This is a genomic window from Corynebacterium sp. HMSC078A10 (assembly GCF_001811565.1).
In the GTDB taxonomy this organism is placed as follows: Bacteria; Actinomycetota; Actinomycetes; order Mycobacteriales; family Mycobacteriaceae; genus Corynebacterium; species Corynebacterium hesseae.
The window spans coordinates 147,231-173,857 of the sequence record NZ_KV805193.1 but is presented as its reverse complement, the minus strand read 5'-3'; the positions used below and the strand labels follow the sequence as shown (position 1 = coordinate 173,857).

Below are 26,627 nucleotides of genomic sequence, written 5' to 3'. Positions count from 1 at the left end.
TTACCCCTATGACTGATTCCGCCCCGCTCTCCGCGCACATCACCACGCGCATGCCGAGCCTGCAGCCCATCGAACAACGCGTGGCCCAGGCAATCCTCGAAGACATGGACTTCGTCCTGCACGCCACTGCGGACCAGCTGGCAGCCAAGGTAGGCACGTCCCGTACCTCCGTCATCCGCACCGCGAAAGCGCTGGGCTACGACGGGTACCAGCAGTTGCGTGTGGCGCTCACGCAGGAGATTGCGCAGCGCCCCACCCCGCCGGCGGGTGCCGATTCCACCCACGTCGGCCGCATGAGTGCCGAGATTGCCTCCTTCAGCAACTACCTGCATGGGCTTACTGCCCTGCTCAACGAGGATGAGCTAGCCGCGACAGTGGAGGCAGTAGCACAGGCCAAGCGGGTTCTCCTCGTGGGCAATGGCCTCTCTGCTCCCTTGGCGCAGACCATGGCGCTGCGCCTCACAAGCATCGGGCGCCCCGCCGAGTTCGTGGCGGAGGCCATGGGCCAGCACATCGCGGCGACGCAACTAGACGCAGAGTGCGTGTGCCTCGTCGTTTCCGGTTCAGGGTCGACCACGCTCACGCTCAAAGCCGCGACCGCATCCTTCGAGGCGGGCGCGAAGCTCATCGCGCTGACTTCGTTTACCTCCTCGCCCTTGGCGGAGCTCGCCTCCTACACGCTGGTCATCCCCTCCCCGGATGGGACATTTCGTGCAGAGCTGCAGGATGCCTCGCGCGTTGCTTTTCTGCTGGTGCTTGAAGCACTCGTGACGCTGGTGGATTCCCACCTCGATGATTCCGCGGCACGGCGCACGGTGCTCTCCGTGCTCCATTCGGCGATGGAAGATTAATTTCCCAGGTAGGCGTAGGCCGCGGCGATGAGCGCCTGCGTCGCGGTGCTGAGCGTCGGCTGCAGCTCCGGTGCAAAGCGCGGATTGTGGTTCGGGACGGAAACGCCGTCCGTGCGGCCACCGAAGCCCCAAAAGCAATAGGGAGCGCCGAAGGCATCGGGGAGTCTCGAGAAATCTTCCGATGCGGTCCACGGTTCCATGTCGAGGACGTTGTCGCTTCCGAGGACGTCGACAAGCTGCGCGCGCACCTTGTTCGTGACTTCCTCATCGTTGACAGTGAGCGGGTAATTATCGCTTTCGGTGATCTCCGGCTCACGTGGGGACATCGCTGCCTGGCACTCGGCGTTGACAATCCGGTGGATGGCCACAACGATTTGCTCTCGAATCTCCTCGCTATAGGCGCGGACATTGATGCGCAGGGTGGCCGAATCCGGGATGATATTGGCCTTCGACCCCGCTTGCAGCGCGCCGACGGTCAGTACGGCGAACTGGTGAGGATCGACTTCGCGGGACACGACGGTCTGCAGCCGCAACACGATGGAGCTGGCCAAGACGACTGGATCGACACTGAGGTGTGGCATCGAACCATGGGAACCGTGGCCATAGACGGTGACGGTGAGTGAGGTCGCTGTCGACAAGACCGGGCCGGGCGCAATCAGTACGCTGCCGGCCGGGGCGTTTTTATCAATAAAGATGTGTTGACCAAAGGACACGTCAGGTGTGGGGACTTTGCCGGTAAGTCCCGCGTCCACCATGGATTGCGCGCCCTCAGCGGTTTCCTCGCCCGGTTGAAAGAGCGCGATGAAAGTACCGGACCACGCGTCAGTGGCCTTCGCCATCGCTTCCGTGGCGCCAAGCAAGGCGGTCACGTGGGTGTCGTGGCCACAGGCGTGCATAACCTCGCCCGTGGCCGAGTAGTCCAGGCCAGTGTCTTCAGTGACCGGCAGGCCGTCGAAGTCAGCGCGCTCTAAAACCGTCGAACCCTCACCGTTGCGGAGGATGCCGACGACTCCCCCGCCGAATTCAAGCACCTCAGCCTCTGGAAACTCCCGGAGTTTATCCGCGATGACGCCGCGGGTGCGCTCCTCTTCCATGCTGAGCTCAGGATGCTGGTGAAGGTCCTTGTACAGGGCTTCTTGCCACTGCGTGGCATGTGCTGCTCGGTCTAGGATGTGGGCGATACTCATGCCCACAGCCTACGCGCTATGAGCGCACGAGCTAGCCGCCGATCTTGAAATCGCAGACGTCGCCATCCTGCATGATGTATTCCTTACCCTCCTGGCGCACCTTGCCAGCGTTACGGGCTTCCGCCATGGAGCCAGCAGCATCAAGGTCGTCGAAGGAGACGATTTCTGCCTTGATGAACTTCTTCTCAAAGTCGGTGTGAATGACACCCGCGGCCTGCGGTGCCGCAGAGCCCTGCCTGATGGTCCACGCGCGGGCTTCCTTCGGGCCAGCGGTCAGGTAGGTCTGCAGGCCGAGGGTGGCGAAGCCGGCCTTGGCCAACGTCGCCAAGCCTGGCTCTTCCTGGCCGACAGACTCCAGCAATTCGAGGGCCTCTGCCTCGTCGAGCTCAAGGAGCTCGGTTTCAGTCTGGGCATCGAGGAAGACGCACTCCGCCGGGGCGACAAGCTGGCGCAGCTCCTCCTTCTTGCCCTCATCGGTGAGGACGGCCTCGTCCGAGTTGAAGACATAAAGGAAAGGCTTCGCGGTCATGAGGTGCAGCTCGCGCAGCAAAGACAAATCAATCTCATTGTTCTTGGACGCCGCGAAGAGGGTACGGTCATCCTCCAAGATGGCCTGGGCCTTCTTGGTCTCCTCCACGGTTTCTGCCAGATCCTTGTTCTTGCGGGCCTCCTTTTCCAAACGCGGCAAAGCCTTCTCGATGGTCTGGAGGTCCGCAAGGATGAGCTCGGTGTTGATGACCGAAATATCGTGCGCCGGGTTAACCTCACCGTCGACGTGGATAACGTTCTCATCAGCGAAAGCGCGCACCACCTGGCAGATGGCGTCAGCTTCACGGATGTTGGCAAGGAAGGCGTTGCCCATTCCCTCACCCTTGGAAGCGCCCTCGACAATGCCGGCGATGTCCACGAAGGACACGGTGGCCGGAAGGATGCGCTCGGAGCTGAAGATTTCCGCGAGGCGGTTCAGGCGGGAATCGGGAAGCTCCACTAGTCCGACATTGGGCTCGATGGTGGCAAACGGATAGTTCGCTGCCAAGATATCGGAACGGGTCAGGGCATTAAACAAAGTGGACTTGCCCACATTGGGCAGGCCGACGATTCCAAGTGTAAGACTCACGGGGCCAATCCTAACGCACCCCGGATCTTTTAAGGCAAGATGGTGGGGTGAGTTCTGATCAGCCATCCCCCAATGCATCCTCGCCTGAGCTCGCCGCCGCTGAGGCAGCGCTTGGCGGACGCTTCGATGATTCCGTCGACGCCGCTTCGCTGAACGCAGTCTCGCCGCACCCGCCAGGCAACCAAGTGGATCGCTCCGTGGTGGTCGGCGAGGTCATCAAGTCCGCATCGCTGTGGGCACTGCGCCTGACCATTATTGGGCTATTCCTCTATGCCTCATTCCGCATGTTGGGCAACTTCTGGCGTGGCATTTTGCCGGTTCTCATTGCTCTCATCATCTGCACTGTGCTTGCCCCTGTTGCGAGCGCCATGCGGCGCAAGGGGTTGCCGTCGGCCCTGGCTGCGGCGGTAACCATCCTCGTGTCCTTTACCGCGGTGGGCTCGCTTTTCATGTTCATTGCTCCGGACTTTGCGCGGCAATCCCAAACGCTGTATTTGCAAACTGCGGAAGGCATTCAGCGCCTGCAGCTATGGGCACAGGGTCCGCCGCTCAACCTCGATCCGGATGAGATCGGCCAATACATCGATGAGATCGCCCTGTGGCTGCAGCGCCAGGCCGGCTCTATTGCGGGTTCCGTGTTCACAGGAATTGGCACGGCGACCTCCATCGTGGTCACGCTCTTCATCATCGTGGTGCTGACCTTCTTCTTCCTTAAAGATGGCCACAACTTCCTCCCCTGGTTGCGACAGGCCACGGGCCGCCGGACCGGCTGGCACCTCACTGAGCTGCTCACCCGTGTGTGGACCACGCTGGGCGGTTTCGTGCGGGCGCAGGCGGTGGTCTCGCTTGTCGACGCCATCTTCATCGGCCTCGGCCTCGCCCTCATCGGGGTGCCTTTGGCCATGGCGCTGGCCATCATCACCTTCATCGCCGGCTTTATCCCCTTTGTGGGCGCGATCGTGGCTGGTGCGCTATCCGTGACCATCGCGCTGGTCTCCTTGGGCTTTACCAAAGCACTGCTCGTTCTTGGCTTGGTCCTTTTAGTTCAGCAGCTTGAGGGCAACGTACTCTCCCCGTGGCTGCAATCGAAGGCCATGAACCTGCACCCGGTCATCGTGTTGATTTCTGTGACTGTAGGTTCCGCGCTCTTCGGCCTCGTCGGCGGCTTCCTCGCCGTTCCGGCGGCGGCGACCATCGCGGTGGTCTACCGCTACTTCCAAGACATGATGATGCTCCAATCCGGCGAAAGGACCGCCGAAGACTTGGAATTCTCAACGGTCGCCGGCTTCCTCATCGGGCGCTACACACAGCAGCAGGGTGACCGGAAGCGCGAACAATGGCTGTCCATCCCGGACCACGCCGCACCCGAGGGCGCAGCAGAGGACGTAGCCCACGACGGCACCAGCCCGCTGGACCAAAAGATCGATGTCGACGTTGACGCAGACTTCAGCGAACGAGATAGCGGTGCCCGAGCGGGAATCAAGCGAGCGATTGGCGCTCTCGAACAGATTTTGCAATCAAAAGACAAGAGCTAAGCCTCCGTGTCCGGGGAGCGTGCCATGATGACAGGCATGACGTCTTCCCTTCCCGTAGTGCTCTTGTTCCTCGGCCTCATCATCGGGGCCGCTCTGGGCTGGCTGGCCCGCGCCTATTCCGCACAGTCCGCCCAGCCATCAGAGGAACACCGTGCACTTCAAGAGTCTCAACGCCGCCAAGCAGAACTCGCCCCTCTAGAGAAGGCCATGGACCGTTTGGGCCTCCAGCTCCAAGAAATCGAGGAGGATCGGGCGACATCGCTCGCAGCACTCAGCAGCCAAGTACAAGCGGTGACCCGCACGTCGACACGCCTGTCTGACCGCACGGACAAGCTGGTCGGCGCACTGCGTTCCCCGAATGTTCGGGGACGCTGGGGCGAAGTGCAGCTCGAGCGCGTCGTCGAGCTCGGCGGCATGCGCAAACACGTGGATTTTGATTCACAGGTGAACGCCCGCATCAATGGCTCGCTCGTCCGCCCCGATCTTGTCGTTCACTTGGCCGGCGGGCGCAGCATTATCGTGGACGCCAAGGTACCGCTCAGCGCCTACCTCGATGCGATGGAGACTGAAGACCCGGAGGAGCGGGCTGGATACCTACGCCGCCATGCGCACCTCATGCGTTCCCACGTGCAGGCACTGGCGTCGAAGGACTATATCGAGGCCTTCTCCCCCACACCACAATTTGTGATCCTCTTTGTCCCCGCTGACACCTTCGTGGACGCGGCCTTGTCTATCGACGCTGAATTGCTCGAGTTCGCCTTCGAGCGCAACATCGTCATCGCTACCCCGAGCACCCTTTTCGCACTCTTACGTACCGTTGCGGTGAGCTGGCAGCACGAAGAGATCGAGGATAAAGCCCGCGAGGTCCAGCGCCTGGGCCGCGAGCTGTACACCCGGCTCAACACTCTTAATGAGCACTACGACAAGGTGGGCCGCGGGCTGGAGCGCGCGGTGGAGGCCTATAACGCAAGCCTGGCTAGTTTGGATTCGCGCGTTTCGGTCACTGCACGGCGGCTCAAAGAATTGGACGTCCCCGCCCGCGTCGACCGCCTGCCCGTGGAGCCGCGCCGTGTCGGTTCTTGGCCGCGGCGCGCCCAGAATGAATAACGGTTTGGCCAACATTCCCGGTAAGCTCTCTGGGCGTGTCAGTTGCCAAAAATCGTCGCCGCCCTCCCCGCCGCGGGATGCCGCTTACCCGAGCGCTTCTCCTCGCGCTCGTCGTAACGCTCGTGGCTTTGACGGTCTCAGGAGTGCTTGGCAGCGTGGGGCTGCCGTTCGCCCTGATTTTTGGACTGGGATCGCTCGCCGTCACCTGGCTGGTGGAAACCCGCGGGCTCTACATGCTGGTAATTTCATTGCCCCTGCTCTACGCGCTGGGAACCGTGGGCGGTGGCTTCATCAGTTCCACGTCAGCCTTGCCAGAAGGCGCGTCGCCGTTTTCTAAGACCGCGCTTCTCACCACGGCCTTCCCGCTGCTGCAGCACTTCCCCGTACTTATTGTCACAGTAATTGCCTGCGCGCTACTCGCAGTCCTGCGACTGTGGCGCAGCGACAATCGTGCGAAGAGCCGTGAGGCCAAAGCCCAGGAAAAGCGCCGCACCGACGCAGCTTCCGACCTTCGAAACCGCTCCGAGCGTCTTTCCGTAGCCGAGCTCCTTGCTCGTGAAGCCACAGGCTCCGGCCGAGTCCGGGAGCGCGACCGCGAAGAACGCCGCCGTATTCAGGCCGAGGAGCGCGAACAGCGCAAACAAGCCTCCCCCGACGCAGATGAGCGGGAGGAATTCCGCCGTGCCGCCGCTGAATCGGCAGAGAATGCGCGGCGCGCACGGGAGCGCTCCCAGCGGTCCTCCCAGCCGCTGGAAGAGAATCTCTACGACGAGGATTAACGCGCGGTGCGTGCCGGACGCAGATCGCGCGGCAAGGAGAATGTGATGGTCTCCGTGGAGGTCGTCACCTGCTCAACGTCGTGGTAGCCACGCTCGTCCAGGAATTCCAGTACCTCACGGACCAGCAGTTCAGGCACGGATGCGCCACACGTCACACCGACGGTGTTCACGCCCTCCAGCCAAGCTTCTTCGATCTCCGAAGCGAAGTCTACGAGGTGCGAGGCCTTAGAGCCTGCTTCTAGGGCGACCTCGACGAGACGCTTTGAGTTGGAGGAATTCTGGGACCCGACGACGATCATGAGATCACACTTCGGGGCAATGGCCTTCACCGATTCCTGACGGTTCTGAGTGGCGTAGCAGATATCATCTGATGGCGGATTCTCCAGGTGCGGAAAGCGCTCACGCAGCTTATTGACGATCTGAATGGTTTCATCAACCGACAATGTGGTTTGCGACAACCAGATGAGTTTCTCATCGTGGAGGAAATCCGGCAGCTTGTCGACGCCGTCCAAGCCATCTACCAAGTGGGTAACCTCTGGGGCCTCACCGGCGGTGCCTTCGACCTCTTCGTGGCCCTCGTGGCCGACGAGCAAGATGTGATAGCCATCGCGCTCAAAGCGCTGTGCTTCCTTGTGCACCTTGGTCACCAGCGGGCACGTTGCGTCCAGCGTTAGCTGCTTGCGTTCCTCCGCTTCCTTGCGCACCGTCGGCGCAATGCCGTGTGCAGAAAATACAAGGTGAGCGCCTTCAGGGGCTTCGGAAGCCTCCTCCACAAAGATGACACCACGCTTAGCCAGGGATTCAACAACGAAGCGGTTGTGCACGATTTGCTTGCGCACGTAGATAGGGGCGCCGTATTTCTCCAACGCCTTTTCCACTGTCTCAACAGCACGGTCCACGCCGGCGCAATAGCCGCGGGGAGCCGCCAGGAGCACCTTCTTTGCAGTTTCAGTCATGGCTCCCAGAGTATCGAAAGTCGCGCGCATACTGTAGTTACAGCTTGCCAGGCTTGGCCGGTAGCACCAGATGTCCGGCACGCCTCTTACACTGGACGGAACATACCCGAGAGACTAGACCACTCAAGAGAAAGGACTGCGCGTGAACCAACCGGCCAATTCTGCGGAAACGCCGTGGCCCGTCGGCAAGGTCAATGACCAAGTCAAAGGCTGGATCGAGCGCCTGGGTTTCCTCTGGGTGGAGGGGCAGATCACCCAGCTGAACATGAAGCCAACATGGAAGCTCTCCTACATCACGTTGCGTGATGTCGAACAGGAAAAATCTGTTCAGTTGACATGTAACACCTCGCTCATCCGCAATGCCCCCTCACCGCTCAAGGATGGCGACCGCGTCGTGGTCTACGGCAAGCCCGCCTTCTACGCCGGACGCGGAAGTTTTTCCCTGTGGGTCACGGAGATCCGCCACGTCGGTATTGGTGACCTTCTTGCTCGGGTAGAGATGCTGCGCCAGCGGCTGCGTCAGGAGGGCCTGTGCGACGCTTCCCGTAAGCTGCCGCTTCCCTATCTACCGAAGAAGATTGGCCTCATCACCGGCCGCGGGTCCCATGCCGAGCGCGATGTGCTCTCCGTAGCGCAGGATCGTTGGCCAGCGGTTCAGTTCGAAGTCATTAACACTGCTGTCCAGGGAGCCACTGCCGTTACCCAGGTGATTGACGCGCTCCGGACTCTCGACGCGAACCCGGAAGTCGATGTCATCATCATCGCCCGCGGCGGTGGTTCAGTGGAAGATCTGCTTCCCTTCTCCGAGGAGGCGCTCCAGCGCGCTGTGGCAGACGCCCGCACTCCGGTTGTCTCCGCCATCGGACACGAACCGGACCACCCGGTGCTCGATGATGTCGCCGATCTGCGCGCCGCCACGCCCACCGATGCGGCCAAGCGCGTCGTTCCTTCCGCCGCCGAAGAGTATGCGCTGATCTCTGAAGCCCGCTCGCGCATGGCGGCAGCGCTGCGCGGCTGGGTGGACAGGGAACGCCGCGGCCTCGAGAGCATCCGCTCCCGCCCGGTCCTCGCCGATCCCATGGTGCCGATCAACGCGCGCCGCGAGGAACTTGAGCGCAACCTCGCGCTGATTCGCCGGGTAGTTACGCACCGGTTGGATCGCGAAAGTAACCAGGTAGCCTCGTTGCGTGCTCGCGTCTCAGCCTTGGGCCCCTCGGCCACACTTGAACGGGGCTACGCCATCGTTCAGGTGCTGCCTCGCGACGGTAGCGGACCAGAGGTTGTCACCAGCTATGCGCAGTCTCCCCCGGGATCGCAGCTGCGCATCCGCGTTGGCGATGGTTCGATTACCGCCGCCGCAATGGCCTCCCAGGCCGCAGATTAAAACGATTTATTAGAGCACAAGAGAAAAGGAATTGACCCCATGACTGACACAATTGGTGCCGGCCAACCCGGCCAGGACGCGTTCCCACCGGTAGAAGAACTGAGCTATGAACAAGCCCGCGATGAACTCATTGAGACCGTAAAGATCCTCGAGCTGGGCCAGATGGGCTTGGACGAGTCTCTTAAATACTGGGAGCGTGGCGAGGCCCTAGCAAAAGCTTGCGAGGCGCACCTCGACGGCGCATCGAAGCGCGTAGAGGAAGCCCTCCGCAAGAATACTGAGGGCACCGATAGCGCAGCCACCAATGCAGAAGCAGGAGAGGATTAAATGAAAATTTACGGCTACCCGGGAGATCGCGTCGATTTCGTCTCCAAGTCGGGCGGAGCGGGATCCATGGTCTTTGGGGATTCACGCCAGCTCGTCGAGGAGTTTTTCGGCCCGCCGCACACCGTGAGCGGAGAGGAAATCAGCTATTTCTCCGGCTCCATCGTCCTGCGTTTTAGCGCTGATAAACTCGTCGAAATTGCACTCTTCCCCGGCAAGTCCCAACACGAAAAGGTCGATGTCTACCTGGGCAAGACGCGCCTGAGTGGGCTCGACCCGGAGTCTCTCACCAGTGCCGCCGGCGATGCCGTCGAGGTGGAGTGGGATGAAACGCTGCAGAGCGTGACGTTCCGCTAACTATTTACTCGCTGACGACGCTGCCATCCTCAGCAATTTGGAGCGGCTCAGCTTCCGCGAAGGCGGTGAGGGCCGTCTCATAATCAGCGTCGGAGGCAGAGCCCGTAAGAACGAGGCGGGCATCGCCCAAGTCAGTAATCCACAGTGGACGCACATCTTTGTCGTCACTGCTCAGGATTTCCACGTCGTGGCCCGCCACCTCACGCCGCTCGGAGTTGCCACGATAGTTGGAGTCGTAGGCCGAGGGGACATCGCCAAGCGCCAACTGCGTCTGCGCCGATTCCACGTAGCCTTCCTCGGCGGTAAGCCAGCTCACCACGGCACCGGATTCGCCGCCCATCTCCTTACGCCGTGCGGCCGTAGGCTGCCAGCCCTCCGGCATGACGGGCTCCCTGATGACGGCCCCGGTGCCGCGCGCCTCCATTTCCAGAAACGTAGCGGCATCCACGTTCTGCACGGGCCCCGGCTTTTCCGGGTTGATCGAGCACAGTCCCGTTGCTCCAACCGCCAGGAACATCATGATGAGGATGACGCCCACCGTCAGGGTGATATCACGCGCGTCCTCAAAAATCTTAGGTTTATCTTCAGATGCCACCCGCCCAGTATGTCACGCCGCCTCCCGCGCTCGCGACAGCGACCTCCCACCTGCCCTTTTGGTGGCCAACTTGACTGAGACCCTCTTCTGGGGGAGGCATTCGGGCTTGGATACGAGGGAAAAGTGGAAGAATGGAATATGTATTCCGGGTTGTCCCCCACCCCGGGCCGAGCCACCTGAAAAGAAAGGGACTAATCACACATGTCTGATAACACGTCTTATATCCCCGATCGCAACCTAGCCATGGAGCTGGTGCGTGTCACTGAGGCAGCAGCACTCGCCTCGGGTCGCTGGGTTGGCCGTGGACAGAAGAATGAAGGTGACGGCGCCGCGGTGGATGCTATGCGCAAGCTCATCAACTCCGTAGAGATGAACGGCATCGTCGTCATCGGTGAGGGCGAAAAGGATGAAGCCCCCATGCTGTTCAACGGAGAAAAAGTCGGCACCGGCCAGGGTGCAGAGATGGACATCGCCGTCGACCCGGTTGACGGCACCCGTCTTATGGCAGAAGGCCGCCCGAACGCTATTTCCGTCATCGCTGCTGCTGAGCGCGGCACCATGTATGACCCATCCGCAGTGTTCTATATGAAGAAGATTGCTGTCGGCCCAGAGGCTGTTGGCTCAATCGATCTCAATGAGTCCGTGGAGTGGAACATCAAATCCGTGGCCAAGGCCAAGGGCATCAAGCCAGCTGACCTGACCGTCGTCGTACTCGACCGCCCGCGCCACGATGACCTTATCCGCCAGATCCGTGAGGCAGGCGCCAAGGTTCGCCTCATCATGGATGGTGACGTCGCCGGCGCCATCGCCACCTGCCAGGACACCAACTCCATCGATATGATGATGGGTATCGGTGGCACCCCAGAGGGCATCATCACCGCATGTGCCATGAAGTGTATGGGTGGTGAAATCCAAGGCAAGCTGTGGCCTAAAGATGAAGCAGAGGCAGAGAAGGCACGCAAGGCCGGACACGACCTTGATCGCGTCCTCACCACCAACGATCTGGTCTCTTCTGAAAACTGCTACTTCGCCGCAACCGGCGTTACCAATGGCGACATGCTCCGCGGCGTGTCCTACCGCCCCAACGGCGCCACGACCCGTTCTCTGGTCATGCGCTCCAAGTCCGGCACGATCCGCTACGTCGATTCCATCCATAAGCTGGCTAAGCTGCAGGAATACTCCGTGGTGGACTACACCAACCCCCACGATAAGGAAAGCTAATCCACTTTCCTGCGAAGAGTGCTACGGTGGCCATCAATGCCGTGCCACGGCACACATAAAGAACTCTACAATTCTCATCTCACAGAAAAGGTGACTTCATGACTGAATACCGCATCGAACACGACACTATGGGCGAAGTCAAGGTTCCGGTCGACGCCCTGTGGCGTGCCCAAACCCAGCGCGCTGTGGAAAACTTCCCCATTTCTGGCCGTGGCCTTGAAGCTGCCCAGATCCGCGCGCTCGGTCTTCTCAAGGCCGCCTGCGCTCAGGTGAATAAGGATTCCGGCAAGCTGGATGCGGAGAAGGCCGACGCTATCATTGCGGCAGCCACCGAGATTGCAGAAGGCAAGCACAACGATGCCTTCCCGATCGATGTCTTCCAGACCGGCTCCGGTACCTCTTCCAACATGAACACGAACGAGGTCATCGCTTCCATCGCCCACAACAATGGCGTGGAGATTCACCCGAATGACCACGTGAACATGGGCCAGTCCTCCAACGACACCTTCCCCACCGCAACCCATGTTGCGGCGACCGAGGCTGCCGTCAACGACCTCATCCCGGGCCTCAAGGTCCTCCACGAATCCCTCGTGGCTAAGGCCAAGGAATTCGCCGACATGGTCAAGTCCGGACGCACCCACCTGATGGACGCCACCCCGATCACCTTGGGTCAGGAGTTTGGCGGCTACGCTCGCCAGATCGAGCTCGGCATTGAGCGCGTTGAGGCAACACTGCCGCGCTTGGGTGAACTGGCCATCGGCGGCACCGCAACCGGTACCGGCCTGAACACTTCCGCCGACTTCGGCGGCAAGGTTACCGAGGAGCTCAAGAAGCTCACCGGCGTCAAGGAGCTGTCTGAGGCTAAGAACCACTTTGAGGCCCAGGCCGCTCGCGACGCCCTGGTGGAGTTCTCCGGCGCCATGCGCACCGTGGCTGTCTCCCTCAACAAGATTGCCAACGACATCCGCCTCATGGGCTCCGGCCCGTTGACCGGTTTGTCCGAGATCCACTTGAAGGACCTGCAACCGGGCTCCTCCATCATGCCGGGCAAGGTCAACCCGGTTCTGTGTGAGGCCGCCACCATGGTCGCTGGCCAGGTTATCGGTAACGATGCAGCCGTTGCCTTCGGCGGCTCCAACGGCCACTTCGAGCTCAATGTCTACATCCCGATGATGGCTCGCAACGTTCTCGAGTCGGCCCGCCTGCTGGCCAACGTCTCCCGCGTTTTCGCTGAGAAGTGCGTTGACGGCATCGAGGCCAACGAGGAGCGCATGAAGAAGTTTGCGGAGTCCTCCACCTCCATCGTGACCCCGCTGAACTCCAAGATTGGCTATGAGAACGCAGCCAAGGCTGCTAAGCACGCACTGCACGAGAAGATCACTGTCCGCGAGGCAGTCATCGACCTCGGCTTCGTCGACGGAGAGAACCTCACTGAGGAGGAGCTCGATGAGCGCCTCAACGTTCTCACCATGACCAACCGCGACCGCGACAACTTCTAAGCTCGCTTTCGCGAACGCCGCCGCTCTCCTTCAGGAGGGCGGCCTTCGTCGTTTTCAACGCCCACGCTCAGCGTCATAGTAACCACCGTCATATTTTTAGATCTCCCTTTCAAAAATCACTCGAATTGCACTTGGTGCAAATTTGCACTGGGTGTACTGTTGCACTCTGTGCAAGAAGAAATGTCATTACGCGAGCAGAAGCGCCTCAAGACGCGCCTGCGAATCGAAGACGCCGCCACCCGTCTCGTGGATGAGCGTGGATTCGCCGACGTTACCGTCGAGGAAATCTGCGACGCAGCGGGGATTTCTCGGCGCACGTTTTTTAATTATTTTGATTCCAAAGACACTGCTGTGCTCGGTGCGCCGAGTCATGACTTCACCGAGGAACAGAAGAAGGCTTTCCTTAGCGCCCCTACGGATAGCGTTTTCAGGCTGGCGGTCGACCTAGTTAAAGGACACCTCGTTGGCCAGCATGTCAACGAGGTCATCGCTGAGCGTCGCCGTCGGATCTCTGGGGACAGCGATGCCGCAGCGGCGGCACTCAGCCGTAAGCGGGCCAAATCGAACGAGATCCTGGAGCTCATCACCGAGCGCCTTGACCAGGATGCCTCCTTGCGGCAGATGCCCGAGGTCACGGCTGAGACTGAGGCGATACTCATTGCCTTTGCTATCAGGGAAGCATTCTGGATAGCCACTGCGTCGCCAGATTTCAGCTGCGACATCCCCTTTGAGGAACGCTTCGAATCTGCGCTCACACTCATTAACAAATTTTCGAAAGGACTGACATGGTAGATACCGCGGCTAAGCCGGCCTCTCAGGCCGGCAGCGGCAAGCCGGATAACAACCTTGCCCTCGTATTCTCCGCCCTCGTGCTCACCATGCTGATGAGCTCTTTGGGCCAGATGATTTTTGCCACCGCTCTACCCACCATCGTCGGCGAGCTCGGCGGCGTGGACCACATGAGCTGGGTCATCTCCGCCTTCTTGGTCATGATGACAATCGCCATGCCTATCTCCGGCAAGCTCGGTGACATGATGGGCCGCAAGTGGCTCTACATTGGCGGCATCGGCGTCTTCGTCATCGGTTCCACGCTCGGCGGCTTCGCCGACTCGATGAACCTGCTCATCATTGGCCGCGCCGTGCAGGGTTTCGGCGCTGGTTTCATGATGATTTCCTCCCAATCCATCATCGCGGAGGTCACCACCTCCCGTGAGCGCGGCAAGTTCATGGGCATCATGGGCGGCGTCTTTGGACTCTCCTCCGTCCTCGGCCCAGTCCTCGGTGGCTGGTTCACTGACGGCCCGGGCTGGCGCTGGGGCATGTGGATGAACATCCCGCTGGGTCTGCTCGCTATCATCGTATGCACCCTGGTCCTCCACCTACGCGTCGGCGATACCGACCTGCGCAAGTTTGACCTCCTCGGCGCCATCTTCATCTCCATCACCACCGCCTCCCTGATCCTTATGACGACCTGGGGCGGAACCCAATACGAGTGGTCCGACCCGATCATCCTCGGCCTTGGTGTCACCGTCATCATCGGCGCCATCATTACTGTCTTTGTGGAATCCAAGGCTAAGGAGCCGCTCATCCCGGTACAGCTGTTCAAGAACCGCAACATGGTTCTCACGACCGCAGCCGGCATGGTACTGGGTTTGGCGATGTTCGGAGTGCTGGGCTACATGCCAACCTACCTGCAGATGGTTCACACTTTGACCCCGACCAAGGCGGGTCTCATGATGATCCCGATGATGGTCGGCATGATCGGAACCTCCACAGCCGTCGGTTTCATCATCGCCCGCACCGGTCACTACAAGCGCTACCCCATCATCGGCCTAGCAATCACTGCTGGCGCGCTGTTCTGGATGTCCAAGCTGACTGCAGACACCTCTCTGACCCAGCTCGGTGCAGAATTCCTCGTCTTCGGCATCGGCCTTGGCTTCGTCATGCAGGTTCTGGTCCTCATTGTCCAGAACTCCTTCCCCATCGCCCTCGTCGGAACCGCGACTGCCGCAAATAACTTCTTCCGTCAGATCGGTTCCGCCATCGGCGCGTCCCTCGTCGGCTCCCTCTTCATCCACAACATGAAGGATGAAATGGCCGCCAACATGCCCGCTGCCATCAAGTCCATGGGTGAGGCAGGCAAGCCCTTCGCGGAGAAGTTTGCCAGCGCCAATGGTGGTTCCTCCAGCCTTACCCCGGCGCTGGTTGCTCAGCTGCCGGACCCCATCAAGGACGTTATCCTCAACGCTTACAACGACGGCCTAACCCCCGTCATCCTGCTGATGGTTCCTATGGCCATCATCGCGCTCCTCCTCATCCTCCCCGTCCGCGAGGAGCACCTCAAGGAGACGATTGATTAGAAGCCGCTGCTTCGAGACAAGCTGGCCCTTGACGACGTGCAACGGTGGTCTGGGAGCTGAGATATCCCCTCGGCGTAGAAACCGGGTGAAGTAAGCACAAATCCTCGCTACGAGCATTCACGTAGCGAGGATTTCTTATTGCCACGATGCTTAGCGCAAGATTCCCAACTGGCGTGCTACCTGGGCAGCCACGCCGATGAGCGCGAGCACGCCGGCGAGGATGCCCACGATGGCACCAATGTTCGTGCCGCCGGAGCTCAAGTCCCCGCCGAGGGACTTCTTGGTCACCTTCACAGTCTTGGTGATCTGGTTATCCGAGACCTTTGCCTGGCCATTGCGCAGAACATAGGTGTTAAAGGTGACGGTCGCGGTGCCCTCAGACTTGGCCGTGTAGGTTCCGTCCTCGTTGACTTCAAGAACCTCTGGGTCGCTACTGCTTGGCGACGCCACCGGAACCCCCAGCTTCGCTCCCCAGAATCCATCGATGCGCAAACCCAGGCTTCCTTGGCTTCCGACCGAGGTTCCTCCCGTGGTCATCAGTTCAGCACGGTTTATAGCGCTTTCCGGCACGGCGATGGGGAATGCATGGCGACCGGCCGCCAACCGCGCCGGTTCGGACGGCTTATCATCGGCCGAATAGAGACCAGCTGTCACTTCTCCGATTTGAGCCTGCGCAAACTTCACGTATTCAGGATTAAGAATCGTGTACAGGTGGCCATTATTTGTTGACCATTGGCCGTTCTCTCGGACAAGGTAGTCCCACTCGCTGGGACCGCCGCTTCTGCTTGTAGACCACGATTCAACGGCATGTTCCATGTCCGTCGTGGTCAGGTTGTCCAAGGTGTTGTAGTTGTCCAAGATTTCAGGAGTACGTGTGCCAACTGCGCGGCGATGATCAAACAAGAAGTTTCCCTCAGCAGCACGCTGCAAAACCGCGTGCTCGAGACCGCGGTCCCAGGAGATTGAATTCACATATGCGTCGCGGGTGCGGTAGCCAGCGGCACTAGCGGCCTGCCGGAGGGTTCCGCCGTTGAAGGGCAGGTTGGCCTCCCAGGCTTTGCCGCGTAGCTCGCGAACTTGGCGGGTAACCAAGTCGATGTCAGACTGCATCACTGGCTCGGCAAAGACATAGGCCAGAGCGCCGTTAGGCTGATTAACGTCGAGCTCGGCCACGGGAACGGAACCAGCCGACGGATAGGTTGCTGCCGTGGCAACAGGTGCGGAGAAAGCACCCGCCGACACGGCTACGGCTGTAGTAAGGGCAAGGACAGAAGTGCGCAAGGACATGCTTCACCTTCTAAGCGAGGGGAAATGAGAACAGCTTTAATTCTATCCCCACTCATGCCCTTCCATTAGAAAAGCAGGATAATTACTTTCTCTTCTGGTTGGCTGCTGCCTTCTTCTCCTCGGGCTTCGGCAGAAGAAGCTCATACACGTCCGTATCACGCCACTGACCGGCGAGCTCACCGTAGGTCATCTTTGCCATGTGCGAGTACGTGCCCACCTTGACGAAGCCGCGGGACTTGTGGAGGCCGGCGGAACCTTCGTTCTCCGGGAAGATCCAGGAGTGGATAGCCCACTTATGCAGGTCGCGGCAGACCTCGATGAGCTGATCCAGCAAGGCGCCACCGATGCCCCTTCCCTGGGCTTCCTTGCTCAGGTAGATGGAATCCTCGACGACGCCGTGGAACACGGTGCGGGTAGACGCCTGCGCGGCGCACACCCAGCCGAGAACCTTTGAATCATCCTCCGCCTCAACAGCGACGAAAACTGACGCCATGATTTTGACGTTTTTGAACTCTTCAAAGGTCAACGAGCGGGTCTCGTAGGTAGCGTGGCCAGTGTTGAGGCCCTGCTCATAGATTTCTCGCATCTGCGGATAGTCCGCCGCATTGAAGGGACGGATGCGGAAATCCTTCTTCTTGTCTTTCGCGTTGTCGCTCATAGAACAATTATTACTGAGCACATGGCGTCAATGCCAAGCTGAGGGCAGAGAGATCGCCGCGCGCGAACGCGTTAGCTTTCGCCTTCCAGCAGATCGGTGACCAGCTCTGCAATGGCAGAGCGCTCAGAGCGCTGCAGCGTGACGTGTGCAAAGAGCTCATGCCCTTTAAGTTTCTCAATGACTGCCTGCACGCCGTCGTGACGGCCAACGCGCAAGTTATCGCGCTGGGCAACATCATGCGTCAGTACAACTCGGGAGCCACGCCCCAAGCGCGACAGAACAGTCAGCAGCACATTGCGCTCAAGCGATTGGGCCTCATCGACGATGACAAAGGAATCATGCAGGCTGCGGCCGCGGATATGGGTCAACGGGAGAACCTCCAGCAATCCGCGGTCCTGGACTTCGTCCATGACGTTTTCGGATACCAGACCTTCCAGAGTGTCATAGACGGCCTGCGCCCATGGATTCATCTTCTCGCTTTCAGAGCCCGGCAGATATCCCAGGGACTGCCCGCCCACCGCATACATGGGGCGAAACACCACGATGCGACGGTGTTCGCCACGCTCCAGCACTGCCTCCAAGCCAGCACACAACGCCAGCGCGGACTTACCAGTGCCCGCCCGGCCTCCGATGGACATGATTCCAACAGAGGGATCCAAGAGAAGGTCCAGGGCAACGCGCTGCTCAGCAGAGCGGCCTTGCAGGCCAAAGACATTCGCATCGCCACGCACCAAGCGAACGGTGCCCTCAGCCGTCATCCGGCCCAGAGCGGACTGCCCGCCCGCCTGCAGCGTAATGCCACAGTGCACCGGCAGGTCCTCGACGCGGGTGCCGGCGGTGGTCACGGATCCGTCGATAAGCACCTCGCCCTCCCCGTAGAGCTCGTCGATGACCTCAGCGCTGGTGGGCACCGTGGCCATGCCGGTGTAACCGGTGAGCACGACGTCCTGCGCATGGTATTCATCCGCCTGCAGGCCTACGGCACCAGCCTTGACGCGCAATGGGACGTCCTTAGTCACCAGGACGGTATCCTTGCCCTCGTGCTGGAGATTCAGCGCGCAGGCCAGAATCCGGTGATCTCCCTCCGGCCCGCGAAAGGCCGCTGGCAACAAGGATTGATCCTGGTGGTTGAGTTCCACGCGCAAAGTCCCGCCCGCTGCATTTACGGGCAGGGGCTGGTCCAACGCCTCATAGGTAGCGCGAAGGTCCTCCAAAAAGCGAAGAGCTTGGCGGGCGAACCAGCCAAGCTCCGGGTGATGACGTTTTCCTTCCAACTCAGAAATAACGACGATGGGCAGTACCACATCGTGTTCAGCAAACTTACGCAACGCCCAGGGATCTGAGAGAAGGACGGACGTATCGATGACATAGGTCTTGGTCAAAACAGAGGCCTCATGCGGCTGCTCGGTGAGGACGGAAGGATTGGTCATAGCGGCAGGGTTCTCCCTTGTTATGCCCGCCCCAACTTATCGACCTGGGACGGCATGGTGAAGCTGGTGGTTTTCGAACTGTCCGGAGACTGTTCTTAGCGTCCGGACACCGTCCACGCTAGAGAGCAAAGGTTGAAATTACATGGGTGCAAGATGAACAGTATTAAAACGACAATCACCAGCGTCACACCATCCCCATCAGGCTCTACGAGCCTGTCGTCTCTCCCCCACTCCCACCCAACACTGCAGCTACATTCTTCAGCCCTGCACTTTCACGCGTTGACCGTGAAAAACGAAGAAGCTCCGCACCGTGGTTATCAGTGCGGAGCTTTGTCGCTTTAGCTCACAAGACAGCGAGCCGTTTCATGAGCGCTTAGTTGATGGTGGCCTCGTACTCACCGGACTCACCCTGCATCCAGGAGATGGTGCCATTGGTGAACTCCTGTACCCAGCCGTTGCCCTCGGCCTGCTCCGGGCCAGTCGGCAGGCCAACCTTGCTCTCCAGGCCGCCTTCCTCGGTCCAGGTCTCTGCGATCTTGCCGATGATCGGCTGGGTGCCGTCACCCTCACCGAATGCCAGCAGCTTGTCCTTGGCAAAGGTAGCAACGCTTCCGTTGTCGGTGTTTTCAATGGATTCCGGATCGCCCCACTCAGCAGCCTTCTCCTTGATGGCCTGAGCGAAATCAGAAGGAACCTCTACGTCACCATTGGCGGTGGACACGCTCTCCTTGTCGCCCTCAGCGCCAGCGCCATCCTTCGACTCGGCAGAGTCCGACTCAGAAGAATCGGCACCTTCGCTGCCCTCGGCCCCCTCAGAGCCCTCGGCCTCGGAAGAATCGGCGGACTCGGAGTCCTTCATGGAATCCTTTGCGTCCTTAGCGGCAGAACCGGCAGCATCGGTAGCGTCGGACGCAGCGGACTGAGCAGCGTCGCCAGCATCCTTAGCGGCATCCTCAGCATCGGAACAAGCAACGACACCCAGGGACAGGGTGGCGGCGGCGATACCTGCGGCGAAACGACGAGTCATCTTCTTCATATTCTTAAGCCTTTCTGTCTAGTTGAGCACTGTTCTAAGTACTTTTGTTGAGAACGATGCCCACCGTAGGCATGGCCAGCACTTCCTGCCACCACAGAACCTATGATTTGACAACAAAGACGTTGCTTTATCTCCGTTTCCGCTGTTGAGAACCCCTATATCTTTTTGATAACGGTTTGGAAGCCGAGCCTCTTTGAGGCTTTTCTTGGGACTTTCTGCGCGCTTGCTTAGCTTTTGCTTTGTCGCGTGCGCTGCGTTTCGGAGCGGCATTGCGGGATGAATTCCGCGTCCTTCCCTTTGCGACCCCGACGAAGTCTTGGATCTCATCGCCGGCATCAGCCCGGCGCCACACCAGTGCAATCACTGTGCGAGCCACAGTGGGGTCCTCCAAGCCCAGTGCCACGACCTGCTTCTTGCTCAGCACCTTCAACAAAGGCCGCGGCGCGATGGCTACGCCCACGTTGGCTGCCACGACCTGCAAAGCGGTGCGCAGCGCCGGAACATCGACGCTGCCGTCCTGCGCAATCCGGTAATTCACTATTTCTTCGGCAACATCCTCCTGCGTGACGTCCTCCCCAACCTCCGCGTAGACAGAATCTTTCGGAACGGCGATGCCGGGTGCTTCCTCATAGAGCTGGACGACGTGGAAGCTGTCATCAACCCGCGAATCCGGCAAGCGGGTCAGCGCTAGATCTGCCTCATGAGCAAGAAGAACGTCCATCGCGTCATCGGCGTCGACGGTTACCAGGGACTCTGGTGGATGTGAATCACGGTAGCGACGAAACCATTTGCCGGGTTCTGTGCCAGTGGAAAAGACAAGGCGGAGCATGCACCTCATACTACGGTGCTGCTAGCGTTGTGAGCGTGACTGATACCCCGAATAGTGAAACCCCAGCCAACGAAACCCAGCAGCCTTCCGGCACCGCCATGCGTGCGCAAACCGCAGCGAAGAAGTTGGGCATCTACCTGCCGGCCGCCCCGGAGGAGTTTCAAGCCAACGCGGTAACCCATGCGCAGCTGCGCGACTTACAGGAGAACCCGCCGGAGTGGCTCGCTACCCTACGCCGCGAGGGCCCGCACCCGCGCCCGGTCGTGGCACAAAAGCTGGGAATCTCCGTGACCTCGCTGAAGAAGAACGAGATGGACCGCCCTCTCACCACCGCGGAAATTAAAGAGCTCCTCAGCGCGATGCCCGAGTGGCTCGAAGCCGCCCGGAAAGCCCACGCTGAAGAGCGCAAGGAAGCTTAGACCAGCTTCCAGTCCTCAAGGCCGTCGTAGAGCGGGAAGTCCGCGGCGACCTTCTCAACGCGGGCGCGCAGCTTGGTGACGTCCGCGTTCTTACCGTTTGCCAGTGCAGTACCGATAACGTCGGCAACCTCGGTGAAGGCCGCCGTGTCGAGGCCGCGGGTAGCCAGGGCCGGGGTACCAATGCGCAGGCCGGAGGTGACCATCGGCGGGCGCGGATCGTTCGGCACCGCATTGCGGTTCACGGTGATGCCGACCTCGTGGAGGAGGTCCTCCGCCTGCTGGCCATCGAGCTCGGAGTTGCGCAGGTCCGCTAGGACAAGATGCACGTCGGTGCCGCCAGTGAGGACGTCGACGCCCGCCCTGGTGCAATCCTCGGCGGTCAGGCGCTCAGCCAGAATGCGAGCACCTTCCAGGGTTCGCTCCTGGCGCTCCTTGAACTCCTCGGTGGCCGCGATCTTCAGCGCGATAGCCTTCGCCGCGATGACGTGCATGAGCGGTCCGCCCTGCTGCCCCGGGAAGACGTTGGAGTTGATCTTCTTGGCAAAATCCTGCTTGGCCAGGATGAGACCAGAACGTGGGCCGCCCAGCGTCTTGTGCACGGTGGAAGACACGACATCGGAGTGCGGTACCGGGGAGGGGTGCAGCCCAGCGGCCACAAGGCCCGCGAAGTGCGCCATATCCGTCCACAGGTACGCACCAACCTCATCCGCGATGGAGCGGAAAGCCTCGAAATCAATGGTGCGCGGGTAAGCGGACCAACCAGCAATGATCACCTGCGGCTTCTCAGCCAGAGCCTGCTCGCGCACCTTATCCATGTCAAGGCGCATGGTCTCCGGGTCAACCTCGTACGCGGCAACGTCGTAAAGCTTGCCGGAGAAGTTGAGCTTCATGCCGTGGGTCAGGTGCCCACCATGAGCCAAGGACAGGCCCATGATCTTGTCACCCGGCTGGATCAGCGACGCCAGCACAGCGGCATTGGCCTGGGCGCCGGAGTGGGGCTGGACGTTGGCAAAATCAGCGCCGAAAAGCGCCTTGGCACGATCACGAGCCAGATCTTCTACGATGTCAACGTGCTCGCAGCCGCCGTAGTAGCGGCGCCCCGGGTAGCCCTCGGCATACTTGTTGGTCAGAACAGAGCCCTGCGCCTGCAGAACCGCGCGGGGGACGAAGTTTTCCGACGCGATCATCTCGAGGGTATCGCGCTGACGAGCAATCTCACCGTTAATAGCAGCAAAGACCTCGGGGTCGAGATCGCGCATCTCCTGGTAGCGCACGTCTGAATTGTTCGTAGTGGTCATGAAAGCGTGATGTCCCTTCGTAGAGGTGGTCAATGAAGCCCGCGGCGCCCGCCCGCGGCACGACACCACCGGCTCTGCAATCGCGGAAGCTAGTTCTACATCCTAACGCCCGCATCCCCCGCGTGGGGGCCTCCTCGAATCTTTTCATTCGGGGCGATTGCCACAGGCGCTCTGCTGAGTGGAACAATAGTCGGCATGGCGCGAATGACCGATGCGAGCCCGTACCTCGATTTTGACCGCGATACGTGGCGTGCCCTGCGTAAATCCATGCCACAGGTGCTAACGGCGACCGAGGTGGAAAAACTTCGTGGCATCGGTGACCGCATCGACCTCACTGAGGTGGCTGAGGTCTATCTGCCGTTATCCCGTCTTATTCACATGCAGGTTGAGGCCCGCCAAAAACTCACCACCGCTACCGAGGCATTCTTAGGAAACCCACCCACGCACGTTCCTTTCGTCATCGGCGTTGCCGGCTCCGTCGCGGTGGGCAAGTCAACGACCGCGCGCTTGCTCCAAGTTCTTCTACAGCGCTGGGATTCCCACCCGAAGGTTGATCTGGTCACCACCGACGGGTTCCTCTACCCCACCGCGTATCTTAAAGAGCACGGGCTTATGCAGCGCAAGGGCTACCCGGAGTCTTATGACCGTCGCGCGCTCATGCGTTTTGTTACCGACGTTAAGTCCGGCAAGCCGCTGGTAACCGCACCGTTGTACTCGCATGTGTCTTATGACATTGTTCCTGGTGAGTTTCAGGAGGTTCGCCAGCCGGACATCCTCATTTTGGAAGGCCTCAACGTCTTACAAACCGGGCCGACCCTCATGGTTTCGGACCTGTTCGACTTCTCTGTTTACGTGGACGCCCGAGTCGACGACATCGAAAAGTGGTACATTGATCGCTTCCTCAAGCTCCGCCACACTGCCTTCCGCGAACCAGGGGCGCACTTCGCGTCCTTCGCGGACATGACGGACGAGGAGGCCTACGTGCAGGCCCGTGAAATCTGGCAGTCCATCAACCTGCCCAACCTCATCGAGAACATTTTGCCCACCCGGGTACGCGCCTCCCTGGTTCTGTGCAAGGGCTCGCACCACCTGGTTGACCGGGTGAGGATGCGTAAGCTCTAGCCCGATCGCCAGAGCTAGCGGCCGAAGCGGCGCGAGCGCTGTGAATAGTCACGCAAGGCGCGCAGGAAATCCACCCGGCGGAATGCGGGCCAATAGGTATCCGTGAACCAGATCTCCGAGTAAGCGGCCTGCCACAGCAGAAAGCCGGACAGCCTCTGCTCGCCGGAGGTACGAATGACGAGATCGGGGTCAGGCAAACCCTTGGTATAGAGGTTGCCCGTAATGGCCTCCGCCGTCACGTTGTCCGCAATTTCCTCAGCGCTCAACCCCTTGCGGGCTTCGCCACGAATGAAACTCTGCACGGCGTCCACAATCTCCTGGCGCCCACCATAACCGACCGCAATGTTGACGATGACGCCCTGGTGATCCTCCGTAGCCTCAGCCGCGCTTTGCATCTTGGCCGTGACCTGTTCAGGGAGCAGATCTAGGTGCCCAACGAGCCGGATCTGGCAATCCAAGTCCCCTTGGGAGAGGTGCGTGACGACATCCGAGATGATGTCGAAGAGCAGCTGCACCTCCTGCTCGCTGCGCTTCAGGTTCTCCGTCGAGAGCAGGTAGATAGTGACAACCTCGATGTCGGTGCCCTGGCACCAGGAGATCATCTCGCTGATCTTCCGCGCGCCCTGCCGGTGGCCGTGGCTGATATCCGTAAATCCAGCCTCGCGCGCCCAGCGGCGGTTGCCATCAGCCATGATTGCCACGTGGCGTGGTTGCGGCTTGTTCTTGATTTCACGTGTCAGACGCGCTTCGTACAGGGGGTACAGGAGCTGGCTTAGGAACTTCACGGTGGGAATCGTCCTCTACCTTAAAAGATGGACTTCTTGCTGTTATCGAGGATGCCGGCTTCCTTCATTGCTGAATCGATCGCCTCATCATTGAACGGATCGATGCCGTGATCCTGCGCAAACATGGTTCGACGACGGAAGCGCGAATAGCGGCGGTGAAAATTCCAGCCTGCAAAAAGGACAGCAACACCCATCAGTGCGAGGATGAGCAGACCAATAGGCGAAGCCTTACCAAACTCCGGTCCAACCGGCCCGCTTTGGCTTCCTTGGGCGAGCAGGGCGACGTCGTGCGCTGCGAGGTAGAAAGCGTTCATGCTTTAAGACTCCCTTACTTCTGGAATTCCCGCAAATAAATCATCTTCCGGCAGTGCAGTAGAAACGCGAGTCTTGGCCAACTCGAATTCCTCCGTGGGCCAGTGCTCCTGCTGTACGGACACGGGCGTGGCTAGGAAGGCACCGGCTGGATCAATTTGGGTTGCGTGCGCACGGAGCGCATCCTCACGATTCTGGAAGTAATCCGCGCATTCGACCTGTGTGGTTACCCGCGCCATGATGTCTCCGAACGTCGTATCCCAGCGCGCCAACATCGGCTCATATGGACTGATCTTGCCTTCCTCCAGAAGAAGATCATGGAAGATCTTCATCCTTTGGTATACGAAGCCATGCGTGTAGTACAGCTTCTGCGGCTCCCACGGCTCACCCAATTCTGGGTGGTATGCCGCGTCACCCGCGTTTTCCCACGCCAGCATGGACGCGCGGTACACCATGAGGTGATCCGGGTGCGGATAGCCGCCGTTCTCGTCGTAGGTAATAATGACGTGGGGCCGGAACTCACGGATGATTTCAACCAGCTCTTGGGCTACGTCATCATCTTCCTTAAGCGCAAAGCAGCCCTCAGGTAGTAAGTCCTTGATATTGGGCGCGAGCGGGTTACCAGGAAGGCCCGAATCAATGTGCCCAAGCCAGCGATGTTGCACGCCCAAGGCGGCGGCTGCTTTCGCCATTTCCTCACGGCGAATGCTGCCCATATTCTCAAGGACACCGGGGCGATCCATGGCCGGGTTGATAATATCTCCCCTCTCGCCACCGGTGCAGGTCACGACGAGGACTTCCGCCCCCTCCGCGGCATATTTTGCTGTCGTCGCAGCACCCTTCGAGGACTCATCGTCAGGGTGCGCGTGGATAGCCAAAAGGCGCTTCGTGCTCACTGGGTGATACATCTCCCTACATCGTCCCTACTTCGCCTCATTAATACAGAGGCATTAAACAGAGGCCTAGTCTAGTGGATAGTTTCTTCGCGGCGACTGTTGGATAGAATCAGACTCATGTCTGACGCCCAACCTGCTTCTCAACCCGCACGCTCGCAGTCCCGCTACGGTTCTTCCTCTCAGTCCACTCGCACAAAAGGTTCATGGACCAACCGGGCACTGGTGCTGGTATTCCTGGCTATGTTGATTGCGGCCATTGTCTACGGCGTTCAGTATTTCCGCAGCCAGCAAAAGGTCAACGCAGATATCTCCTACGTCACCCACGAGATTCTGTCTGATGACACAGCGCGCGTGTGGGTAGACATCACCCGCAACCGCGTGGAAGAACCTGCATACTGCATTGTCCAGGCCTTCGACTACTCCAAGGCTGAGGTGGGGCGCCGCGAGGTCGCCGTGCCTGCTGGCGGTGAGTCCGCTCAACGCATCGCGGTGGATATCCCCACCAACCACAGAGCCGTCGCCGGTGGCGCCTACGGTTGCTCCGGAAGCATCCCGTCCTATTTGGACACCAGCACGATGGATACAGCGGGTGAGGCTACCGGCGAGTAAAAGCCCAGCTGTGCTAGTATGTTGAGCGTTCTGAATGGGCCGCGCCACCTGCGCTTTCTGGCCCATTCAATGAGAAGTAGACCCGTTCATTAGGAACCGTAAACGGAAGGTTGCACTATGGCTGAGCAGCAGAAGCAGTACATTACCCCGGAAACCAAGGCCAAGCTCGAGGCCGAGCTGCAGGCCCTCATCGACCACCGCCCGGTCGTCGCCGCGGAGATTAATGAGCGCCGCGAGGAAGGTGACCTCAAGGAGAACGCGGGTTACGACGCAGCCCGTGAGATGCAGGACCAGGAAGAGGCCCGCATCAAGCAGATCTCCGAGGTTCTGGCGAACTCCACCACCGAGCGCACCGCCGTCCAGGAGGGTGTTGCCCACATCGGTTCCGTTGTGCACGTGTACTACAACGGCGACGAGGAGGACCGCGAGACCTTCCTCATCGGTACCCGCGCCGCTGCTTCCGATAACAAGGACTTGGAGACCTACTCCGAGCAGTCCCCGCTGGGCGCTGCACTCCTGGGTGCTGCTGAGGGCGAGACCCGCGAGTACACGGCGCCGAATGGCAAGACCTTGTCGGTCACCGTGGTCTCTGCGGCACCTTATGATTCCGCAAAGGCTGCCACTCCGCGCAAGTCCTAATTTATACTGCTCTTAGGTCATCGTTTTTCCGAGAA

28 protein-coding genes are annotated in these 26,627 nt (G+C 60.1%); 15 read left to right on the top strand and 13 right to left on the bottom strand.

Annotation, left to right across the window (positions count from 1 at the left end; translation table 11 throughout):
- Nucleotides 1-8: 8 nt before the first annotated feature.
- Complete coding sequence (locus HMPREF2808_RS03590; RefSeq protein WP_070523993.1) at nt 9-851, top strand: MurR/RpiR family transcriptional regulator; 843 nt, start codon at nt 9-11, stop codon at nt 849-851.
- Here the strand turns inward: HMPREF2808_RS03590 and HMPREF2808_RS03585 are convergent.
- Nucleotides 848-2,038 carry an amidohydrolase gene (locus HMPREF2808_RS03585; protein ID WP_070623772.1) on the bottom strand — a complete coding sequence of 397 codons (1,191 nt, stop codon included), beginning with the start codon at nt 2,036-2,038 and terminating at the stop codon, nt 848-850. The genes HMPREF2808_RS03590 and HMPREF2808_RS03585 overlap by 4 nt on opposite strands.
- A 31-nt stretch (nt 2,039-2,069) precedes the next feature.
- On the bottom strand, nt 2,070-3,155 hold the full coding sequence (gene ychF, locus HMPREF2808_RS03580; RefSeq protein ID WP_070623769.1) for a redox-regulated ATPase YchF: 1,086 nt from the start codon (nt 3,153-3,155) through the stop codon (nt 2,070-2,072).
- Nucleotides 3,156-3,202: 47 nt separating this feature from the next.
- Here ychF and HMPREF2808_RS03575 point away from each other — a divergent pair, with 47 nt between their 5' ends.
- The 3 genes from HMPREF2808_RS03575 to HMPREF2808_RS03565 are packed head-to-tail and all read left to right on the top strand — an operon-like array spanning nt 3,203 to nt 6,576.
- A complete protein-coding gene (locus HMPREF2808_RS03575; protein WP_070523987.1) occupies nt 3,203-4,690 on the top strand; it encodes an AI-2E family transporter in 1,488 nt (495 codons plus the stop codon).
- A 36-nt stretch (nt 4,691-4,726) separates the two neighbouring features.
- Nucleotides 4,727-5,797, top strand: a complete 1,071-nt coding sequence (locus HMPREF2808_RS03570) for a DNA recombination protein RmuC (RefSeq protein WP_070562602.1) — start codon at nt 4,727-4,729, stop codon at nt 5,795-5,797.
- 35 nt (nt 5,798-5,832) lie between these two features.
- Nucleotides 5,833-6,576 (top strand): DUF6542 domain-containing protein, encoded by a 744-nt coding sequence (locus HMPREF2808_RS03565; protein WP_232748431.1) that lies wholly within the window; start codon nt 5,833-5,835, stop codon nt 6,574-6,576.
- Here HMPREF2808_RS03565 and HMPREF2808_RS03560 read toward each other — a convergent pair.
- Nucleotides 6,573-7,532: a 4-hydroxy-3-methylbut-2-enyl diphosphate reductase gene (locus HMPREF2808_RS03560; protein ID WP_180952102.1), complete on the bottom strand. Its 960-nt coding sequence runs from the start codon at nt 7,530-7,532 to the stop codon at nt 6,573-6,575. The genes HMPREF2808_RS03565 and HMPREF2808_RS03560 overlap by 4 nt on opposite strands.
- A gap of 142 nt (nt 7,533-7,674) precedes the next feature.
- Here HMPREF2808_RS03560 and xseA point away from each other — a divergent pair, with 142 nt between their 5' ends.
- Genes xseA through HMPREF2808_RS03545 form a run of 3 tightly spaced genes read left to right on the top strand, consistent with a single transcriptional unit; the run spans nt 7,675 to nt 9,597 of the window.
- Complete coding sequence (xseA, locus tag HMPREF2808_RS03555; RefSeq protein WP_070523981.1) at nt 7,675-8,916, top strand: exodeoxyribonuclease VII large subunit; 1,242 nt, start codon at nt 7,675-7,677, stop codon at nt 8,914-8,916.
- 39 nt (nt 8,917-8,955) lie between these two features.
- A complete protein-coding gene (locus HMPREF2808_RS03550; RefSeq protein ID WP_070523979.1) occupies nt 8,956-9,243 on the top strand; it encodes an exodeoxyribonuclease VII small subunit in 288 nt (95 codons plus the stop codon).
- Nucleotides 9,244-9,597, top strand: coding sequence for a hypothetical protein (locus HMPREF2808_RS03545; RefSeq protein ID WP_070523977.1), 354 nt, complete (start codon nt 9,244-9,246; stop codon nt 9,595-9,597).
- Nucleotides 9,598-9,601: 4 nt separating this feature from the next.
- Here the strand turns inward: HMPREF2808_RS03545 and HMPREF2808_RS03540 are convergent, their stop codons facing one another.
- A complete protein-coding gene (locus HMPREF2808_RS03540) occupies nt 9,602-10,192 on the bottom strand; it encodes a DUF4245 domain-containing protein (RefSeq protein ID WP_070562565.1) in 591 nt (196 codons plus the stop codon).
- A gap of 201 nt (nt 10,193-10,393) precedes the next feature.
- On the opposite strand from HMPREF2808_RS03540, the gene glpX reads away from it, so the two are divergent.
- The 4 genes from glpX (at nt 10,394) to HMPREF2808_RS03520 (ending at nt 15,272) form a co-directional block, all read left to right on the top strand.
- Complete coding sequence (gene glpX / locus HMPREF2808_RS03535) at nt 10,394-11,413, top strand: class II fructose-bisphosphatase (RefSeq protein ID WP_070523973.1); 1,020 nt, start codon at nt 10,394-10,396, stop codon at nt 11,411-11,413.
- A gap of 98 nt (nt 11,414-11,511) precedes the next feature.
- Nucleotides 11,512-12,912, top strand: a complete 1,401-nt coding sequence (locus HMPREF2808_RS03530) for a class II fumarate hydratase (protein WP_070623765.1) — start codon at nt 11,512-11,514, stop codon at nt 12,910-12,912.
- 180 nt (nt 12,913-13,092) lie between these two features.
- The gene (locus HMPREF2808_RS03525; RefSeq protein WP_193634158.1) at nt 13,093-13,704 is read left to right on the top strand and encodes a TetR/AcrR family transcriptional regulator; all 612 of its coding nucleotides are present in this window, start codon (nt 13,093-13,095) and stop codon (nt 13,702-13,704) included.
- Nucleotides 13,698-15,272, top strand: a complete 1,575-nt coding sequence (locus tag HMPREF2808_RS03520; protein ID WP_070562557.1) for an MDR family MFS transporter — start codon at nt 13,698-13,700, stop codon at nt 15,270-15,272. Before HMPREF2808_RS03525 ends, HMPREF2808_RS03520 begins: the two co-directional genes overlap by 7 nt.
- Before the next feature lie 150 nt (nt 15,273-15,422).
- On the opposite strand, the gene HMPREF2808_RS03515 is transcribed toward HMPREF2808_RS03520, so the two are convergent.
- The 5 genes from HMPREF2808_RS03515 to HMPREF2808_RS03495 all read right to left on the bottom strand — a co-directional run bounded on the left by HMPREF2808_RS03515 (nt 15,423) and on the right by HMPREF2808_RS03495 (nt 20,512).
- Nucleotides 15,423-16,559, bottom strand: a complete 1,137-nt coding sequence (locus HMPREF2808_RS03515) for a hypothetical protein (RefSeq protein WP_070623759.1) — start codon at nt 16,557-16,559, stop codon at nt 15,423-15,425.
- An 82-nt stretch (nt 16,560-16,641) separates the two neighbouring features.
- Nucleotides 16,642-17,217, bottom strand: a complete 576-nt coding sequence (locus tag HMPREF2808_RS03510) for a GNAT family N-acetyltransferase (RefSeq protein ID WP_070523963.1) — start codon at nt 17,215-17,217, stop codon at nt 16,642-16,644.
- A gap of 71 nt (nt 17,218-17,288) precedes the next feature.
- Nucleotides 17,289-18,647, bottom strand: a complete 1,359-nt coding sequence (locus HMPREF2808_RS03505) for a PhoH family protein (RefSeq protein WP_070623757.1) — start codon at nt 18,645-18,647, stop codon at nt 17,289-17,291.
- A 373-nt stretch (nt 18,648-19,020) separates the two neighbouring features.
- Entirely contained in the window at nt 19,021-19,683 is a 663-nt protein-coding gene (locus tag HMPREF2808_RS03500) for an LGFP repeat-containing protein (protein WP_070623754.1), read from the bottom strand.
- A gap of 127 nt (nt 19,684-19,810) precedes the next feature.
- Nucleotides 19,811-20,512 (bottom strand): LysR family transcriptional regulator substrate-binding protein, encoded by a 702-nt coding sequence (locus tag HMPREF2808_RS03495; protein WP_070623805.1) that lies wholly within the window; start codon nt 20,510-20,512, stop codon nt 19,811-19,813.
- 98 nt (nt 20,513-20,610) lie between these two features.
- On the opposite strand from HMPREF2808_RS03495, the gene HMPREF2808_RS03490 reads away from it, so the two are divergent.
- A complete protein-coding gene (locus tag HMPREF2808_RS03490; RefSeq protein WP_083303792.1) occupies nt 20,611-20,931 on the top strand; it encodes a DUF5997 family protein in 321 nt (106 codons plus the stop codon).
- Here the strand turns inward: HMPREF2808_RS03490 and glyA are convergent.
- Complete coding sequence (gene glyA / locus HMPREF2808_RS03485; RefSeq protein WP_070623751.1) at nt 20,928-22,229, bottom strand: serine hydroxymethyltransferase; 1,302 nt, start codon at nt 22,227-22,229, stop codon at nt 20,928-20,930. The genes HMPREF2808_RS03490 and glyA overlap by 4 nt on opposite strands.
- 195 nt (nt 22,230-22,424) lie before the next feature.
- Between glyA and coaA the strand changes: the two genes are divergently transcribed.
- Nucleotides 22,425-23,351 (top strand): type I pantothenate kinase, encoded by a 927-nt coding sequence (gene coaA / locus HMPREF2808_RS03480; protein ID WP_070523949.1) that lies wholly within the window; start codon nt 22,425-22,427, stop codon nt 23,349-23,351.
- Between the two features lie 14 nt (nt 23,352-23,365).
- On the opposite strand, the gene HMPREF2808_RS03475 is transcribed toward coaA, so the two are convergent.
- From HMPREF2808_RS03475 to mca, 3 genes are read right to left on the bottom strand one after another with little or no spacing between them, the layout of a single operon-like run.
- Complete coding sequence (locus HMPREF2808_RS03475) at nt 23,366-24,136, bottom strand: isoprenyl transferase (RefSeq protein ID WP_070523948.1); 771 nt, start codon at nt 24,134-24,136, stop codon at nt 23,366-23,368.
- A gap of 20 nt (nt 24,137-24,156) precedes the next feature.
- On the bottom strand, nt 24,157-24,450 hold the full coding sequence (locus HMPREF2808_RS03470; protein WP_070523946.1) for a hypothetical protein: 294 nt from the start codon (nt 24,448-24,450) through the stop codon (nt 24,157-24,159).
- A 3-nt stretch (nt 24,451-24,453) separates the two neighbouring features.
- Entirely contained in the window at nt 24,454-25,344 is an 891-nt protein-coding gene (mca, locus tag HMPREF2808_RS03465; protein ID WP_070623802.1) for a mycothiol conjugate amidase Mca, read from the bottom strand.
- A 117-nt stretch (nt 25,345-25,461) separates the two neighbouring features.
- Between mca and HMPREF2808_RS03460 the strand changes: the two genes are divergently transcribed.
- Nucleotides 25,462-25,953, top strand: a complete 492-nt coding sequence (locus HMPREF2808_RS03460; RefSeq protein WP_070523944.1) for a DUF4307 domain-containing protein — start codon at nt 25,462-25,464, stop codon at nt 25,951-25,953.
- Nucleotides 25,954-26,070: 117 nt separating this feature from the next.
- Nucleotides 26,071-26,592, top strand: a complete 522-nt coding sequence (gene greA, locus HMPREF2808_RS03455) for a transcription elongation factor GreA (protein ID WP_010187368.1) — start codon at nt 26,071-26,073, stop codon at nt 26,590-26,592.
- The last annotated feature ends 35 nt before the right edge of the window (nt 26,593-26,627 follow it).